We start from the raw sequence: 16614 nt of genomic DNA on the forward strand, positions 1-16614 counted from the left end.
CACATTGATTTAAGAGAATCATAGATGCTTTTTTTCCGTTTTTAACGATAGAATGACTTGATGATTTGCATAAAGGACAGCGGCTAAAGGTTCTCGTTAAGACACCTTTGGCAAGAATAATTTTCTTTCCTTTATAGAAATCTTCCTGACAACTAAGAATATGAATATTTTTATCTTTCACTCCAAGAAGTTGTTTGATAGAATTGATAGTGGACATACAAAAACCTTCCTTTACTAGATATTGTTGTGGTGACTCTATTCTAACGGAAATTTTGTATGTCTTCTTGTTTTTTTATAAAAAAACTGGGACCAATAGAATAATTTCTATCAGTCCCATAAATTATAGTGCCCTTATTTTCTAAGTTTAATATTATCTTGTTAGATTCTTCTCTTGTTCTTTTAATTGAATTAATTTAAGATGTGTTAAACTGAGTCTTTTTCTATTTAATATAGGAATATTAATAGGAGGCATTCCAGAACCTTTATCTTTTTTGAGAAGCAAATGATCAACCACAGCTGCGATACAAAGACACATTAGGGCATTCTGAGGTTCATTAATTGATAAGGCGTATAAATCTCCCCAGACTAGATAAGCTTTGCTCATGCTCATAATGGGGGATTTATGACGTGTTACTTGATAGTCATGATTAAGAAAGTCCCCAGTTACAAGCCAGTTCAATTTGGAAACTTTAAAGAAAGGTCCGTTCATACCAGGATATTTTGAAATTTCAGCAATCTTTTTTTTAGCAATTTTTACCTCGAAAGTTGGAAAAATCGAAAGAAGTGTTTGTTTCATTTCAGCGATTAAGTCACCATTCATTGCATAAATGAGTAGACCGTCACCTAAACGCCCCCATTTGCCAACCATTAAGTACAAATCGTTACCATGCTCATCTTTGACAATCATTCGATCACGCATGGATATATTTTTTTGCTTAATATATAGATGTAGCATGCACATCACCTCTTAGGACAAATGTACCACAAATTCCGAGGAATTTCACTAGGTATATAGAAGGATATTATGTTACAGTTAGATATAGTGATAAATAGGAAGAAGGCAATCAAATGAAAATATTAGCTTATAATGTTCGTGCAGACGAAGCGGAATATGTCAAAGCATGGGCAGCCAAAAACCAGGTAACAGTAGATATGAATCAAAAAGATTTGACCCCTGAAACAGTTAAAGATGCACAAGATTACGATGGTGTTTGTGCCTTACAGACAAGCGAATATGACCCTGAAGTTTATACAGCATTGATGGCCTATGGGATTCCTCAATTAGCGATTCGGTCTGCAGGATTTGATGGTATTGATGTCGCAAAAGCAAAAGCTACAGGACTGAAAGTAACCAATGTACCTGCTTATTCTTCAAGTGCCATTGCAGAGTTTTCTGTTCAGCAAGCGTTGCAATTGATTCGTGAAACACCTGCTTTTGCCAAAAATGTTCAAGCACAAGATTTTCGTTGGAATGGCTTCATTTCAAAAGAATTAAATCAGCTGACTGTAGGTGTGATTGGGACTGGTAGAATTGGTAAAAGTGCGATTGATATTTATCGAGGGTTTGGTAGTAAAATTGTCGCATATGATTTATATCCTAATGAAGCCTTAAAACCATACGTAACTTATGTAGATAACTTATCCGAACTATATGCAGTAGCTGATATCATTACCTTGCATGCACCTGCAACAGCAGAAAACCATCATTTAATTTGTCAAGACAGCATTGCGCAAATGAAAAATGGCGTGTATATCGTCAATACTGCAAGAGGTAGTTTGATTCAGACAGCAGATTTAATTGCAGGCTTAGACAATGGAAAAATTGCTGGTGCCGCATTAGATACTTATGAAAATGAAGCAGATTATTTTGGGAAAGACTGGAGTGGTAAAAAAATTACAGATCCAATCTTACAAGAATTGCTTCATCGTGATGATGTGATTGTAACACCTCATGTTGCTTTTTATACCGAAACCGCTGTGAATAATATGGTAGATATTTCTTTAGATAGTGTTAAAGAAGTCCTTGAAACAGGCAGTAGTCGTAACGAAATTTATTGAACCGGATGAATGTAGGCTTAGATGAATCGCTAAGCCTATTTTTTAAGTGTAACGGAAGATGAGAAATTAGTGATGAAATACATTGAAAATGTAAAATAGGCTTTTCAAACAGCAGAAAGTAAGTTACTATAAATTATGAAATTTAGGAGCAACTGGCTCTGATGAATAGGTGGAAAAAGATGGAAGTCAATGTGAAGGCGCCAGCTAAAATCAATTTAAGTTTAGATGCACTTTATAAACGAGAAGATGGTTATCATGAACTTGAGATGGTGATGACAACAATTGATTTATCTGACAGGATCCGAATAAGAAAAATAGATGAAGATAAAATTGTATTAAAAGCTAGTACTGGGATGCTGCCGTTAGATAAAAGAAATCATGTCTACCAAGCTGCCAAATTATTAAAAAATCAGTTTCAAATTACACAAGGTGTGGAAATATTTATTGAAAAAAATATTCCAATATCAGCTGGTCTAGCAGGTGGAAGTACGGATGCAGCTGCTACGCTAAGAGGTTTAAATGAGCTTTGGGATTTAGCGTTAAGTTTGGAAGAGTTAGCTGAAATTGGTGCACAGGTTGGTTCAGATGTTCCTTATTGTATTTATGGTGGAACGGCTTTTGTTACTGGACGTGGTGAATGTATCAAGCAAATCGCTGATATTCCTCAATGTTGGGTTGTGTTAGTGAAGCCTAGAGCAGGTGTTTCAACAGCTTCTGTTTTTGGTGCGCTTTCTTTTAATAAAATTGAACATCCAGATACATCGGGAATGATTCAAGCAATTGAAGCACAGTCTTATGCTGGAATGGTCAGTTGCCTAGGGAATGTACTAGAGCAAGTAACAATTGCAAGACATCCTGATATTGACCGGATTAAACTAAAAATGATGCAATTTGGTGCAGATGCTGCTTTGATGAGTGGAAGTGGGCCAACTGTTTTTTGTTTATGTGAGAAATATTCGAGAGCCCAAAGAGTTTATAATGGGTTAAAGGGATTTTGTGATGAGGTTTATTTGGTTAGATCGCTTAAATAATTGTTTAAGAAAATGCTAAAGTTCAAAAAAAAGTCATAATATTTACAGATGAAAGAACCGTTGTTATTTTTTATTAAAAAATAACAACGGTTCTTTCTTTTTATTTTGTTAAAAAACGCCTTTTTGTTCTCTTTATATACTTTCTTATTTTTTAGGGGGTTTTATTTCTAATCCTGTTATGTTTTTATAGATATTTTGTATTTAAGAATACTTTTAACGGAATAAAGGAGGTTGTTTTGTAGAGGGGGTTATTTTCGTCTTATGTTATTAAGAGATATTGAAAGGGCCTTTTTAACGGTTTTTCAGGCGGTTTTCAGATCAAAAAACACCTTGCAATAAGCTTTTTAGAGCAGTAGTATATATTAAGTAAGATAAGGGGAAACATATATAAAGCTTGATTCGAATATAAAAAATCTTTTTGGTAAGCATTTTTTATGTTCATTCGTTTTGTATATTACTATGAGGTTCAGGAATGAAAAAAACAGTTGTTTTTTTCAATTTTGGCATAGGAGTAAATAAAAAAACGACTAACGTTGTTTAAACAACATTAAGCGTTTTAGAATCCCTTTTTATATACATTAAAAATGATTAGTATTTAGGCGTGAAAAAAACAACTGTTTTTTGCGCTGTTGTTAAAAAGATAGTAGATTTCTGTGCGTAAACCTTTATTTATCAATGTTTTGATAAGTTTTATGTTTAGCGCCTATTTCTTATTTAAACCTTGATTTTCTGTTTGAGAAAATATTTTTTTATCGTATTATACAAAAAAACTGTAAAACAAGATGTTGGTTTTAAATGAAGAGATAAATCTATTTTTTTGTGTTTATAGAATTGGGTAAAGAGGTACAGATTATTGTTATTAATTTTTAGGAGGAAAAAATGGAAGAAACAGTTAGTATAACAGAGACTTTGAAAGTGTTAAGAAAAAGATTTCTATTAATAGGAGTGTGTTTACTAGTCGGGATAGTTACCGCGACCTTAGTCACAGTATTTTTGATTACACCAAAATATCAAGCAACAACCCAAATACTAGTCAATCGTGCAAAGGAAGACAGTGTCAATGCACAATGGAATGATGTGCAGGCGGATATTCAAATGATTAATACGTATAAGTCAATCATTAAAGGTCCAGTGATTTTAAATGGTGCAAGAGAACGATTAGGAACAGATATTACAACCGATCAGTTATCGAAAAAAATTGAAGTGCTTACTGAACAGAATTCGCAAGTATTCTCAATTAAGGTTCTGGATGATAATCCATATGTAGCAGCTGATATGGCCAATACAATTGCAACAGTTTTCCAAGAGAAAATAGGCGATATTATGAGCATTGAAAATGTAACGGTCATATCAGAGGCTGTCCCTAAAACAAAACAAGTTTCACCAAAAAGTAGCTTAAATGTTGCAATTGGTGCCGTAGTTGGTTTGCTCATAGGTATAGGGATTGCTTTTCTACTAGAATTTATGGATAAAACAGTGCGTGATGAACAATTTATTAAAGAGACCTTGGGCTGGACCAGCTTAGGATCGATTACAACGATGACTGAAAGTGAATTACGTGTATCCGTTCCTCAGCCAGTTTCTCAGGTTGCAAGAAATTCACGAAAACGTGTTTAAAAAGGAGCTAACAATGTTTAATAAGAAACGAAAAAATACGAAACAGCAAAAACAAGGAACAAGTTTAATTACATTGACAAAACCTAGTTCCGTTATTACAGAACAAATTCGAACAATCCGAACAAATATTCAATTTTCAATGATTGATCGAGAACTCAAAACATTGGTATTTACTTCTGCTGGTCCAGGAGAAGGGAAATCAACAGTGTCTGCCAATGTAGCCGTTGTCTTTGCGAAGCAAGGAAAAAAAGTTTTACTGGTGGATGCAGATATGCGAAAACCAACCGTACATAAAACCTTTAAAGTACCTAATAATGAAGGCTTAACAACTTTATTAACAGAAAAAGAAATGAATTTAGAAAATGTCATCAAAGAAACAGTAGATGAAAATCTGTCTATTTTAACAAGTGGCCCGATTCCACCTAATCCATCCGAGCTACTAGACTCAAATAAGATGAATTTTACTATTGAAATGTTAGCCAGTTCGTTTGATTTAATTATTTTTGATATGCCGCCAATTGTTACTGTAACAGATGCACAAATTATGGCTTCAAAAACAGATGGGACGATTGTTGTTGTTCGAAGTGGGATTGCTAATAAAGAAGCAGTATTAAAGGCAAAGCAGTTATTAACAATTGTCAATGCAAATGTTGTGGGAACTGTTTTTAACGGTGTAGAAAAAACTTCTGATACAGCCTATAAATACTATGGTTTAGAAGGAGACCAAAAATGATTGATTTACATTGTCATATTTTACCAGGAATTGATGATGGACCAAAAGACTTGGAAGCAGCCATTGCGATGGCAAAGATGGCTGTTTCTGAAGGGATCGAGCATATTTTAGTGACACCGCATCATCGAAATGGACAATATATCAATAAGAAAAAAGAAATTATTGAGGCGATGCAGGCTTTTCAAACAATTTTAGATATGAATGCTATTCCACTGAATTTATTTCCAGGACAAGAATTAAGATTAACCTCCGAATTACTTGATTATATTGATAATGATGAAGTTCAATTTGTGGATGAAGATTGTCAGTATTTATTGATTGAATTTCCGACAATGAGTATACCCAATGCAACTGAAAATTTATTTTTTGAGCTGGGGAAACGAAATATCACCCCTATTATTGTTCATCCAGAGCGAAATCATGTTTTCTATAATAAGCCAGACATATTTTTTCAATTCATTGAAAAAGGTGCATATGCACAATTGACAGCTGGTAGTTATTTAGGTCATTTTGGTAAGAAAATCCAAAAATTTAGTAAGCAGTTATTAGATGCAAATTCAATCCATATCATTGCATCTGATGCGCATAATATAAGCACTAGAAAATTTTGTGTGAAAGAGGCTTACGAAAAACTTGAAAAAGAGTTTGGTATTGGAATAGTAAAAGAATTTCAACAAAATACCAAAGATTTTATTAATGGAGATGCGCCTGCATCAAGAGAATTGTTGAAGGTTAGAAAAAAATTTAAGTTATTTTAGAAGGGAGTGGTTGTTTGTTTCAATTAAAAGAGGAGAGTAATAAAAAAATATTGGTGGTTCCTAAACAGAACAATTTTTTTTTTCATTTCTTTAAAAGAGTAATAGATATTTTTGCTGCTGTTATAGGTTTAATTTTATTTTCACCTGTTTACTTAATCATTGTATTATTTTATTTGTTTGGAGAGAATAAGGGAGCACCAATATTTAAACAACAAAGAATTGGGAAAAATGGTAAAATATTTAACATTTATAAATTTAGATCAATGGTTGTTGGGGCTGAGGAAAAACTTAAAAAAAATGAAGTGCTTTATCAAAAATATATTAAAAATAGTTATAAGTTAGAGCCTCATGAGGATCCACGTATGACCAAATTTGGTAATTTTATTAGAAAAACAAGTTTAGATGAGTTACCACAATTTATTAATGTGTTAAAAGGAGAAATGAGTTTAGTTGGTCCTAGACCAGTAGTTAAAGAAGAATTAAACGAGTACGGTTACCAAGTAAATGCGTTTACCTCAGTTAAACCAGGTATCACTGGTTATTGGCAAGTCTCAGGAAGAAGCGACGTTGGTTATCCAGAAAGAGTAGATATTGAGTTATATTACATAGAACATGCATCATTATATTTAGATTTAAAAATTATTTGTTTGACCTTCGTTTGTGTTCTCACGAAGAAAGGAACTTACTAATCTAGTTAATTTATCAAAAATAGTACAATAATTGTTATTACGATTATGAAAGAAAAAGGTGGAACGTATGTATTCATTGACAGATATAAAAAATAGTATTCCAGAAGAAAAAATTAAAATCGATAAAATGGATATCTGGGTGTACTATTTTGTAAGGCCTGCTTCATTTTATATCACATGGATTTTATTGAAAATGAAATGTACACCAACTAAGGCGACGCTACTTTCGATATTTGTGGGGTTCTTTGGTTCATTTTTAATACTGTTTAATCAAACGAGTATTATTATAACTGGTATTTTATTTATTAATTTGTGGATTGTGTTAGATTGTGTGGATGGGAATATTGCTAGGGTGACTAAGAAAGCAAGTGTATTTGGTGAATTAATGGATGCAGTTAGTGGGTATGTATATGTTTCTTTTTTATATTTATGCATAGGAACATCTATTTATTTGACTCAATCAGTCCATATATTTGCAGAGCAAAAATGGCTATACATATTTATCGGTGCATTAGCATCTATTGCATCAATTTTACCTAGATTGATTGAGCATAAAGCTAAAGGAATGTTTCCTAATTTTAAATCAGGTATTACTTCTAGAATTGATTATTCTTGGAAATATAAAATAGGATTAAATATAGGTGGAATGGCAGGTTTGTGTAATCCATTATTATTAATATTTTTTGTTGTTGGCTATATGGATATGTATCTTATTTTTTACTTTTTATTCCATACTGCAGTTGCTATCTTTTCCATATGCAAAACATTATGGCATTTGAATTTGACTTATAATAACTAGGGGGGATTAAATGAAAGTACTCCATATAGGAGAGTATGTTAGTGGTGGTACTAATACTTATATAAATGAGCTCATAAAAATTCAATCGAATTCGGAAGCAATTAATCATATTGTCATATTATTAAGTCACTTTAAAAGCGATACTATTTATTCAAATAATAATAAGATTGAGATACAATATTATAAATATCAAAGGAAAATTACTTATATTATTAAGAATATTTTCCTTTTTAACCACTGGATAAATAAAATTAAGCCAGATATTATCCATGTTCATGGTACTTTTGCAGGTTTAATGATTCGGATAGGTTATTTTTTTAGAAGAAAGAAGCATCCAATAGTTTATTGCTCACATGGCTGGTCATTTTTAATGGATACAGGATATTTGAAAAAGAGAGTATATATTCTAATTGAGAAAATACTTTCAATTAGAACAGATTATATGATTAATATATCTGAATATGAAGATTTAATGGCGAAAGAAAAAGGATTGAATGCTACTAAAATGATAACTATAAGTAATGGGATTGCAGAAGAGGAAAATAAGTTAGGGGCATCTATTGAAATAAACCCATTCGATACTAAAAAAAAGAATTTATTATTTGTTGGTAGATTTGATAAACAAAAAGGGTTGGATTTACTGATAGATTTTTTTTCTACATATGAAGATAATAGCGTACATTTATATATTATTGGAGAGAATGTGCTAGATAAATATGAAGTAAAGGTTCCTAAAAATGTTACGTTAATTGGGAAAGTTGTGCATGAAAGTATTGATTATTATTATGAAAAAATAGATGCAGTCATTATTCCTTCTAGATGGGAAGGTTTTGGTTTAGTAGCAATTGAAGCGATGAAAAATGCAAAACCTATTATTGTCAGCAATCGGGGTGCTTTACCAGATTTTGTAAATAAACAGTATGGTTATGTATTCGATTTGGATAATTTAAATTCTTTAAGAGCAATTTTAGAAAATTTATCTAAAGATGAGCTTTTTGATATGGGGTTGATTGGGAAATCTATTTTTAAAGAAAAATATACAATAAAAAAAATGGCAAAAGATATTGAAACCCTATATTTCCAAATGTTGAAGAAAGAGGAATCAAAATGAGAAAAATATTAATAGTTGGTGGTATGAGAAGAGGCGGAGGTATCACTGAATTTATCATAACTAATTATTCTAAGATTGAAACCGAAGAGTTGAATTTTGATTTTGTAAATACAATTGGCTTGACTGATTATGAAGAGTATATCAAGAGTAAAAAATGGGGACTTTTTTATATTCGGCCACTAAAAAAAGGTCCATTAAAACATTACCTTGATTGGTATTCGTTTTTGAAGAGAAATCATAAGAAATATAAGGCTATTCATTTTCACAACGAATCATTACATAATTTTTTACCAATTATAATGGCTAAATTATTTAGAATAGAAAATATTATTGTGCATGCTCATAACACTTATAATTTGAAAACAGGAAAATTTAAGCATTTTTTTCATAAAGTAGGGAAGAAATGTGTATCTCGTGTGGGAGATTATTTCTTTGCTTGTTCAATGAATGCAGGCCGTTTCTTTTTTTCAAAGAAGGCAATAAAAAACGATAAAGTTGAAGTGATTAATAATGGAATTGAGATAGAACGGTTTGCGTTTATAGAGCAAGAAAGAGAACGTATAAGAGCTTCATTTAATTTGCGACATCAAATTGTGATTGGACATGTTGGTAGGTTTGAATACCAAAAGAATCATGAATTCATTATTGAAGTTTTTTACGAGTTTCATCAATATAATCAGTCAAGTATTCTAATGTTAGTTGGAATGGGGCCTGATGAAGAAAAGATAAAAGAAAAAGTAAAGAATTTGAATCTTGAAAAAAATGTATTATTTTTAGGGATAAGAAAAGATGTAAATAAAATCATGGAAGCCATGGATGTACTGTTATTTCCATCAATTTTTGAAGGGTTGGGAATAGTGTTGATAGAAGCTCAAGCGACAGGTTTACCTTGTTTAGTTTCGGATATTATTGCAGAAGAAGCACTCTGTTCACCTAAAATTCAGACATTAAGTTTAGCGTTAAGTGCGAAAGAGTGGGCAAAAAAAATACAGGTATTAGTAACAGATGATACTGAAAGAAAAAATCAACATGGCTTGTTAAGAGAGAAAGGATATTCTTCAAACGAAGTATCCATGCGATTAAATGATTTTTACATAAATTTATGAGGTGTGAAATGGTAGATGATAAGCAGTTAAAAATATATAATATCCTTTTTTTTGGAGCATATATAACGTTCGTCACTTATTATTTTTTAAAATTAACAATGTTAGGTAATTATTTGAAAAGTGTTGACTATTTATTATTAGTTGGAATACTGCTCTTAATCTCATCTTTTTTATTCATAAAAAAAATAAAAAAGTCTCAGCTATTCTATTTTGGAACGCTGCTGGCAATTTTGGTCGTTGCTACTTTATATGCAAAAGGAAATTATCAAAAATGGGTTGATCCTAGATTGTTTTTTTCTTTGTTATTTCTATTAGGGCTAAAACCGCAAAATATAGAGTCAATTGTAAAAACTTCTTTTTACACAAAACTTATTTTGTGTATAATTGTTTTTTTTATAACAAAGCAATTGAATCTGCAAAATGAGATTATGTATTTTAGAGATGGAAGTATTTTTAGAGAGAATTTTATATTTTCTCACCCAAACTCTTTGGGATTAGTAGCGATGAGTCTTAGTTTTGAATTTCTGTATATTCACCGATTTACAAAAATAAAAAATTTGTTTTTATATTTAATTATTTTTATTTTAAATTATGTGATTTATCAATTTTGTTACTCAAGATCTTCATATATGAGTGTTATCATATTATTATTTTTATTAAGTTTTCATGAATTGCTCAAGCTTCGATTTTTGAGCAGAGTAACACAATATGTACCTTATATATTCCCGGCTTTTAGTTTGTATTGGGCCGTTAATTATCATCTTAATTCATGGTTTTATCCATTTTTAGATAATGTGCTATCTGGAAGAGTTCGATTGTCAAATTATTTTTATAAAGAATATGGGATTAGTTTTTTAGGTTATCCAATTGAAATTATTTCGACTGAAATCGCGTCTAAAATCAGGTTTCAGATGACATATGTATTAGATTCAGCCTATATTAGGATTTTGTTGCAGTATGGTGTGATTGTATTTGTACTTCTAGTTGTTGGGATGAGTTTAAAGATTCGAAGTTTGTATAGAAATAGTTTGTATAGAGAAGTTATCTTTCTTTTTGTGTGTTTAGTTTACTCTCTTTTTGAGATTTACCCTTATAATGTCTTTGTTTGTTTTTTACCAATGCTTCTTTTGGTAGAGCCTAAGAAAGGGGTGAATTAGAAAATGAAGGTACTAAAAAATTATCTCTATAATACCTCTTATCAGTTACTTTCGATTATTCTACCAATAGTTACAATTCCTTATATATCAAGAGTTCTTGGGCCAAGTGGAACAGGTCTGAACACTTATACACAATCAATTGTACAGTACTTTGTTTTATTTGGTATGTTAGGTGTTAATTATTATGGGAATAGAGAAATAGCTTCATCAAATAATGAAAAAGAAAAAGTGAGTAAAAAATTTTTTGAAATATATATCCTTCAAATGCTTACATGTTTATTAGCTTTTGTATTGTATGCTGTATTCGTTCTTTTTTTAAATTACAATAGTAGTTTAATGTTTATTCAATCAATTTATATTATTTCTGCATTTTTTGATATTTCTTGGTTCTTCTTAGGTTTAGAAAAATTTGGTGGTGTGGTTATACGTAATACTTTTGTGAAGATTATTGGAACAATTTTGATGTTCCTCTTTGTTAAAAATGAAAATGATGTATATTTATATGCATTTATCATTGCGATATCCACGTTAATTGGACAACTAGTAATGTGGTTGTCGTTAAAAGGTTATTTGGTAAAAGTGAAATTTACTGTTTTATTGAAAGAGATATCTATTCGGAAATCTTTTAATAATCATTTTAAAGGGATGTTGTTATTATTCATTCCTCAAATAGCTATTCAAGTTTTTAATATTATGGACAAAATTTTGTTAGGATATCATTCTGGTTCAGCAGATGTAGCTTATTATGATGGTGCTTACAAAGTTACTAGAATTGCATTAACACTTTTAACTTCTCTTGGAACAGTAATGCTCCCAAGAATGTCAAAAGAAATTGCGGCTGGTAATACAAAAAAAGTATTGGAATATTTGAAGAAATCTTTGGATTTTGTTCTTTTCTTTAGTATTCCATTAATGGCAGGTTTAATCCTTATACCACCTAAATTTGTTCCTTGGTTTTTTGGAGATGGTTATCAACAAGTTGAACTACTAATGCCAATAATTTCTGTTATTGTTCTCTTTATTGCAGTAAATAATGTAATTGGTGTACAGTACATGATCCCGAGTAGAATGAATAAAGAATATACTATTTCTGTGGTTACTGGTGCGGTAGTTGATATCATTTTTAATATTATTTTTGTTTTTATACTGGATTTAAATGCAGTGGGCGCAGCAATCTCTCTAGTAATTGCTGAATTTTCGGTGGTGTTAGTTCAAATGTTCTATGCTAAAAAAATCTTAAAGCAAATTATTTCTTCAGAAACGATAAAATATATCATTGCATCTATTATTATGTTCATTTTTGTGAATTTTGTAACAACAACAATGTCAGCGCATATAGGAGCAACACTTATACAAGCTTTATTAGGTATATTAGTTTATGGATTTGTTTTAATTGTACTGAGAGCGCATATTATTACAATGTTTTTAAACATGATACAAAAAAGTAAGAAAGTATTTAAGTAAATTTTTTAGGAGTGGTATTTTCATGAAAAAAGTAATTACTTATGGTACCTTTGATTTATTACATAAAGGCCATGTAAGATTGTTACAACGAGCGAAAAATATTGGTGACTATCTTATAGTTGCATTATCGACAGATGAATTTAATACAATTAAAGGTAAAAAAGCATACACTTCATGGGAAGATAGAAAATTTGTGTTAGAAGCCTTAACTTGTGTTGATGAGGTAATTCAAGAAAATGATTGGGCACAAAAAAAGACTGATATTTTAGAATATGGGATTGATACTTTGGTAATGGGAAATGATTGGGAAGGGGAATTTGATGAGCTGGATACGATATGTGAAGTAATTTATTTGAATAGAACAGATGGCATATCCACAACAAAAATAAAGGAAGAACTGAAACAGCTTTAGAAAAGAAATAAATAATAAAGCCAATAGGTTATGTAGTCTAATTAGAAAAACATAAAAATGTAGGGGGAATTCGTTTTATGAGTATAAAGAATGGTAGGAAGAAAAAAATGTCAAAAGGAAAAAAAATAATCATATGGACTACATCTATACTAACTTTCGTTCTTTTAGGAGTAGGTGTTTATGCATATAAAGTGTTCAGTGATGTTAAAGAAACAACTGCTAAAATATATAAAAAAGTAGAAAAAGAAGAAGTTCGTGAAGAACCCGTAGATGTTGATAAAGGACATGCTTTTTCGATACTTTTACTTGGGATTGATACTGGAGATATGGGGCGTACTGAACAAGGACGCTCAGATTCTCTTATGGTATTAACGGTTAATCCAGATACAAATACAACTAAAATTTTGAGTATTCCTCGTGATACGTATACAGAAATTGTAGGGCATGGAACTACTGACAAAATTAATCATGCGTATGCATTTGGTGGAGCATCAATGACCATTAATACAATTCAGAAATTATTAGATATTCCTATTGATTATTATGTTCAAGTTGATCTAAAAGGAATTAAAGAAATTGTTGATGCTGTTGGAGGTGTAGATGTTAAGAATGATTTAGATTTTACTTATGAAAATGCTCATTTTGAGGTTGGTACACAGCACTTAACTGGAGAATTGGCTTCTAAATACGCAAGAATGCGTTATGATGATCCAAAAGGTGATTATGGTCGTCAAGGCAGACAAAGACAGATTATTGAAGCTGTTGTAAAAAAAGCTGCTACTTTTTCAACAATTACAAATTATCAAGGAATTTTGAATTCTTTGGAAAATAATTTGAAAACGAATCTTACCTTTGATGATATGGTTGATATTCAAGGGAAATACAAAGGCGCTGTTAAGAATATTGAACAGGTACAAATGCAAGGAACAGGGCAAATGATTGATGGCATTTCTTATCAAATTGTTTCACCAGAAGAGCTAACGAAGATAACGAAACAATTAAAAGAACAATTAGAACAGTAGTCATAATGAAGGATGAAAGCTATCAGTTGTAGAGATAGTTTTCATTTTTTTCTTGACCACTAATTCATCTCATGGTAAGCTATCTCTTGCAAATAGTAATTGTTACGTTTTACTCCTAAAGGGATTGGGAGTTTATTATTTTCTGAACCAATCGTAATCATTACGTTTGAAAAAAGGAGGGGAAAAGCATGAAAAAAATAACAGGTTTAATGGCTTTATTGCTAATAGTATTAGTAACAATAGCAGGATGTAGTACTTCTAACAAAACAGAGAAGAAGACAGGTGTTGAGGTAGTGACGACTTTTTATCCAATGTATGATTTTACCAAAAATGTTGTAGGTGATAAGGGTGAAGTGACAATGTTGATGCCAGCGGGGACCGAGCCTCATGATTACGAACCTAGTGCAAAAGATATTGCCAAAATTCTTGAAGCGGATGTTTTTGTTTATAATAGTGAAGCGTTAGAAACTTGGATACCTAATGTTCTTGAAAATATTGATCAGAAAAAAACAGTTGTGATTGATGCAAGTAAAGGGATTGCTGTGCTAGAAGGCACAGAAGAGGACGACCATGATGATCATGAGGGGCATGACCACAATCATGAATATGATCCTCATATTTGGTTGGATCCAGTAAATGCGCAAAAACAAGTGGAGAATATCAAAACAGGATTAATTGAAGCGGATGAAAAGAATCAAGAAAGCTATGAAAAAAATGCGACGGATTATACTGGAAAATTAGTGGCTTTAGATGAACAATTTTCTTCAGCTTTAAAAGATGCTAAAAATAGAACTTTTGTAACCCAGCATGCAGCCTTTTCTTATTTGGCCAAAAGATATCAGTTAGAACAAGTGGCAATTTCAGGTGTTTCTCCAGACCAAGAACCTAGTCCAGCAAGATTGGCTGAGCTGAGTGATTTTGTGAAAGAACATCAAATTCATGTGATATACTTTGAAGAGATTGCTTCACCTAAAATTGCTAAAACATTAGCAAATGAAACTGGTGTTGAATTAGAAGTGTTAAATCCAATCGAGGGGATCACCAAAGAGGATCAAGACCAGGGAATGGATTATATTTCTTCGATGGAAAAGAACTTAAAGGCGCTTCAAAAATCAATTCATTAATCAATAAAAAGGGGGTGCTGTCATCATGCAGTATATAGAAGTTAACAATCTTACCTTTGAATATGAAGGCGAAACAGTTCTAGATAATATTTCTTTTACTGTTGCACCAGGTGAGTTTGTGATGCTAACAGGAGAAAACGGTGCGGCTAAAACAACTTTACTAAGAAATGTTTTAGGCTTACTCAAACCATTAAAAGGCAGTGCAACGATTTCTAAAAAAAATGTAGCGGGGGAAAAACTAAGTATTGGTTATATTCCTCAGCAAATCGCTTCTTTTAATGCTGGTTTTCCAAGTACCGTTTTAGAGTTGGTTCGTTCAGGTCGTTTTCAATGTGGCAAATGGTTTAAACGGTTAGATGCAGCAGATCATGAACATGTGGAACGGGCACTTAAATCTGTTGGTATGTGGGAAATGCGTCATAAAAAAATAGGGGAGTTATCTGGTGGACAAAAACAACGTGTCTGCATTGCCAGAGTTTTTGCAACAGACCCTGATTTGTTAGTGTTAGATGAGCCTACAACTGGAATGGATTTTAAATCCAGAAACGATTTCTACAGTTTGTTAAAACATAATAGTCAAGTTCATGGGAAAGGTATTCTGATGGTAACCCATGATCATGAAGATATTAAAAACTATGCTGATAGACACATTCAGCTAGTACGGAAGGAGGATTCACCATGGAGATGCTTCGCCATGACTTCATGCAATATGCCTTCCAAGCCTCAATCTTAATCGCTGTGATTGCACCTATTCTAGGGTTGTTTTTAGTGTTAAGACGTCAATCTTTGATGGCAGATACACTTTCTCATGTTTCTTTAGTGGGGGTAGCGTTAGGGTTCCTGATCAATGTGAATCCGACGATTATGACGTTAGTTGTGGTAGTGATTGCTGCTTTGATTATAGAATATATGCGTAGCTTATATAGCACTTATTCAGAGGTTTCAATTGCGATTTTAATGTCAGCTGGTTTATCATTAGCACTGATTTTAATGAGCTTAAAACCAGGCGGTATGGGACAAAATGTGCAGCAATATTTATTTGGCTCAATTGTAACCATTACTGCTGGTCAGGTGCGTGTATTATTTGCGCTCTTTTTAGTAGTGCTGCTCTTGTTTACCTTCTTTAGACGTCCAATGTATGTTGTGACATTTGATGAGGATACAGCACATACAGCAGGTCTACCTGTCAAACTAATTTCTCTTGCATTTAATGTGATTACTGGTGTGACGATTGCGGTGATTATGCCAATTGCTGGTGCGTTGCTTGTTTCAGCGATTATGGTATTGCCAGCAGCGATTTCTATGCGCCTTTCTAAGAGTTTTTCCTTAGTGATGGTCATAGGTGTCATTATCGGTTTAATCGGTATGCTAGGGGGCTTAACAGTGTCCTATGAGTGGGGTACACCACCAGGAGCGACAATCACAATGGTTTTTGTTGTATTCTTTGTGGTAAGTGGGGCTGTTTTAGCAATTGGTAAAAAAATAGCGAAAGCAAGAAAAGCAGTTTAAATGAAATAAGCAGGGAGAAATCTC

At 32.0% G+C, this 16614-nt stretch carries 17 protein-coding genes and 1 pseudogene; 16 read left to right on the top strand and 2 right to left on the bottom strand.

Annotation, left to right across the window (positions count from 1 at the left end):
* Both BMW29_RS14070 and BMW29_RS07310 read right to left on the bottom strand, forming a co-directional pair.
* Positions 1-217, bottom strand: a pseudogene (locus BMW29_RS14070) (ISL3 family transposase); the annotation flags it as partial.
* A 153-nt stretch (positions 218-370) separates the two neighbouring features.
* Entirely contained in the window at positions 371-955 is a 585-nt protein-coding gene (locus BMW29_RS07310; protein ID WP_177165709.1) for an LURP-one-related/scramblase family protein, read from the bottom strand.
* Positions 956-1068: 113 nt separating this feature from the next.
* On the opposite strand from BMW29_RS07310, the gene BMW29_RS07315 reads away from it, so the two are divergent.
* The 16 genes from BMW29_RS07315 to BMW29_RS07390 all read left to right on the top strand — a co-directional run bounded on the left by BMW29_RS07315 (position 1069) and on the right by BMW29_RS07390 (position 16590).
* Positions 1069-2058, top strand: coding sequence for a D-2-hydroxyacid dehydrogenase (locus BMW29_RS07315; protein WP_092651930.1), 990 nt, complete (start codon positions 1069-1071; stop codon positions 2056-2058).
* A gap of 179 nt (positions 2059-2237) precedes the next feature.
* Positions 2238-3089, top strand: coding sequence for a 4-(cytidine 5'-diphospho)-2-C-methyl-D-erythritol kinase (ispE, locus tag BMW29_RS07320; protein WP_092651932.1), 852 nt, complete (start codon positions 2238-2240; stop codon positions 3087-3089).
* 879 nt (positions 3090-3968) lie between these two features.
* A complete protein-coding gene (locus tag BMW29_RS07325; protein WP_092651934.1) occupies positions 3969-4706 on the top strand; it encodes a YveK family protein in 738 nt (245 codons plus the stop codon).
* A gap of 13 nt (positions 4707-4719) precedes the next feature.
* Entirely contained in the window at positions 4720-5439 is a 720-nt protein-coding gene (locus BMW29_RS07330) for a CpsD/CapB family tyrosine-protein kinase (RefSeq protein WP_092651936.1), read from the top strand.
* Complete coding sequence (locus BMW29_RS07335) at positions 5436-6197, top strand: tyrosine-protein phosphatase (protein WP_092651938.1); 762 nt, start codon at positions 5436-5438, stop codon at positions 6195-6197. Before BMW29_RS07330 ends, BMW29_RS07335 begins: the two co-directional genes overlap by 4 nt.
* Before the next feature lie 14 nt (positions 6198-6211).
* On the top strand, positions 6212-6886 hold the full coding sequence (locus BMW29_RS07340) for a sugar transferase (protein ID WP_177165710.1): 675 nt from the start codon (positions 6212-6214) through the stop codon (positions 6884-6886).
* 67 nt (positions 6887-6953) lie between these two features.
* Positions 6954-7685 (top strand): CDP-alcohol phosphatidyltransferase family protein, encoded by a 732-nt coding sequence (locus tag BMW29_RS07345; protein ID WP_092651942.1) that lies wholly within the window; start codon positions 6954-6956, stop codon positions 7683-7685.
* 10 nt (positions 7686-7695) lie between these two features.
* The gene (locus BMW29_RS07350; RefSeq protein ID WP_092651944.1) at positions 7696-8796 is read left to right on the top strand and encodes a glycosyltransferase family 4 protein; all 1101 of its coding nucleotides are present in this window, start codon (positions 7696-7698) and stop codon (positions 8794-8796) included.
* Positions 8793-9902: a glycosyltransferase gene (locus tag BMW29_RS07355; protein ID WP_092651946.1), complete on the top strand. Its 1110-nt coding sequence runs from the start codon at positions 8793-8795 to the stop codon at positions 9900-9902. The genes BMW29_RS07350 and BMW29_RS07355 overlap by 4 nt, the downstream gene beginning before the upstream one ends.
* Before the next feature lie 8 nt (positions 9903-9910).
* The gene (locus tag BMW29_RS07360; protein ID WP_092651948.1) at positions 9911-11059 is read left to right on the top strand and encodes a hypothetical protein; all 1149 of its coding nucleotides are present in this window, start codon (positions 9911-9913) and stop codon (positions 11057-11059) included.
* 3 nt (positions 11060-11062) lie between these two features.
* On the top strand, positions 11063-12523 hold the full coding sequence (locus tag BMW29_RS07365; RefSeq protein ID WP_092651950.1) for an oligosaccharide flippase family protein: 1461 nt from the start codon (positions 11063-11065) through the stop codon (positions 12521-12523).
* A gap of 22 nt (positions 12524-12545) precedes the next feature.
* On the top strand, positions 12546-12935 hold the full coding sequence (gene tagD / locus BMW29_RS07370; RefSeq protein ID WP_092651952.1) for a glycerol-3-phosphate cytidylyltransferase: 390 nt from the start codon (positions 12546-12548) through the stop codon (positions 12933-12935).
* Between the two features lie 107 nt (positions 12936-13042).
* Positions 13043-13957: an LCP family glycopolymer transferase gene (locus BMW29_RS07375; RefSeq protein WP_092651954.1), complete on the top strand. Its 915-nt coding sequence runs from the start codon at positions 13043-13045 to the stop codon at positions 13955-13957.
* A gap of 188 nt (positions 13958-14145) precedes the next feature.
* Complete coding sequence (locus BMW29_RS07380; protein ID WP_092651956.1) at positions 14146-15081, top strand: metal ABC transporter substrate-binding protein; 936 nt, start codon at positions 14146-14148, stop codon at positions 15079-15081.
* A 25-nt stretch (positions 15082-15106) separates the two neighbouring features.
* Positions 15107-15814: a metal ABC transporter ATP-binding protein gene (locus BMW29_RS07385; protein WP_092651958.1), complete on the top strand. Its 708-nt coding sequence runs from the start codon at positions 15107-15109 to the stop codon at positions 15812-15814.
* The gene (locus tag BMW29_RS07390; RefSeq protein WP_092651960.1) at positions 15760-16590 is read left to right on the top strand and encodes a metal ABC transporter permease; all 831 of its coding nucleotides are present in this window, start codon (positions 15760-15762) and stop codon (positions 16588-16590) included. The genes BMW29_RS07385 and BMW29_RS07390 overlap by 55 nt, the downstream gene beginning before the upstream one ends.
* Positions 16591-16614 lie beyond the last annotated feature (24 nt).

The organism is Isobaculum melis (assembly GCF_900111355.1).
Classification (GTDB): Bacteria; Bacillota; Bacilli; order Lactobacillales; family Carnobacteriaceae; genus Isobaculum; species Isobaculum melis.

Excerpts from the sequence above, each read along its gene's own strand:
- BMW29_RS07310 (WP_177165709.1), bottom strand. The coding sequence starts at position 955 with ATGCTACATCTATATATTAAGCAAAAAAATATATCCATGCGTGATCGA.
- BMW29_RS07315 (WP_092651930.1), top strand. The coding sequence starts at position 1,069 with ATGAAAATATTAGCTTATAATGTTCGTGCAGACGAAGCGGAATATGTC.
- ispE (WP_092651932.1), top strand. The coding sequence starts at position 2,238 with ATGGAAGTCAATGTGAAGGCGCCAGCTAAAATCAATTTAAGTTTAGAT.
- BMW29_RS07325 (WP_092651934.1), top strand. The coding sequence starts at position 3,969 with ATGGAAGAAACAGTTAGTATAACAGAGACTTTGAAAGTGTTAAGAAAA.
- BMW29_RS07330 (WP_092651936.1), top strand. The coding sequence starts at position 4,720 with ATGTTTAATAAGAAACGAAAAAATACGAAACAGCAAAAACAAGGAACA.
- BMW29_RS07335 (WP_092651938.1), top strand. The coding sequence starts at position 5,436 with ATGATTGATTTACATTGTCATATTTTACCAGGAATTGATGATGGACCA.
- BMW29_RS07345 (WP_092651942.1), top strand. The coding sequence starts at position 6,954 with ATGTATTCATTGACAGATATAAAAAATAGTATTCCAGAAGAAAAAATT.
- BMW29_RS07350 (WP_092651944.1), top strand. The coding sequence starts at position 7,696 with ATGAAAGTACTCCATATAGGAGAGTATGTTAGTGGTGGTACTAATACT.
- BMW29_RS07355 (WP_092651946.1), top strand. The coding sequence starts at position 8,793 with ATGAGAAAAATATTAATAGTTGGTGGTATGAGAAGAGGCGGAGGTATC.
- BMW29_RS07360 (WP_092651948.1), top strand. The coding sequence starts at position 9,911 with ATGGTAGATGATAAGCAGTTAAAAATATATAATATCCTTTTTTTTGGA.
- BMW29_RS07365 (WP_092651950.1), top strand. The coding sequence starts at position 11,063 with ATGAAGGTACTAAAAAATTATCTCTATAATACCTCTTATCAGTTACTT.
- tagD (WP_092651952.1), top strand. The coding sequence starts at position 12,546 with ATGAAAAAAGTAATTACTTATGGTACCTTTGATTTATTACATAAAGGC.
- BMW29_RS07375 (WP_092651954.1), top strand. The coding sequence starts at position 13,043 with ATGTCAAAAGGAAAAAAAATAATCATATGGACTACATCTATACTAACT.
- BMW29_RS07380 (WP_092651956.1), top strand. The coding sequence starts at position 14,146 with ATGAAAAAAATAACAGGTTTAATGGCTTTATTGCTAATAGTATTAGTA.
- BMW29_RS07385 (WP_092651958.1), top strand. The coding sequence starts at position 15,107 with ATGCAGTATATAGAAGTTAACAATCTTACCTTTGAATATGAAGGCGAA.
- BMW29_RS07390 (WP_092651960.1), top strand. The coding sequence starts at position 15,760 with ATGGAGATGCTTCGCCATGACTTCATGCAATATGCCTTCCAAGCCTCA.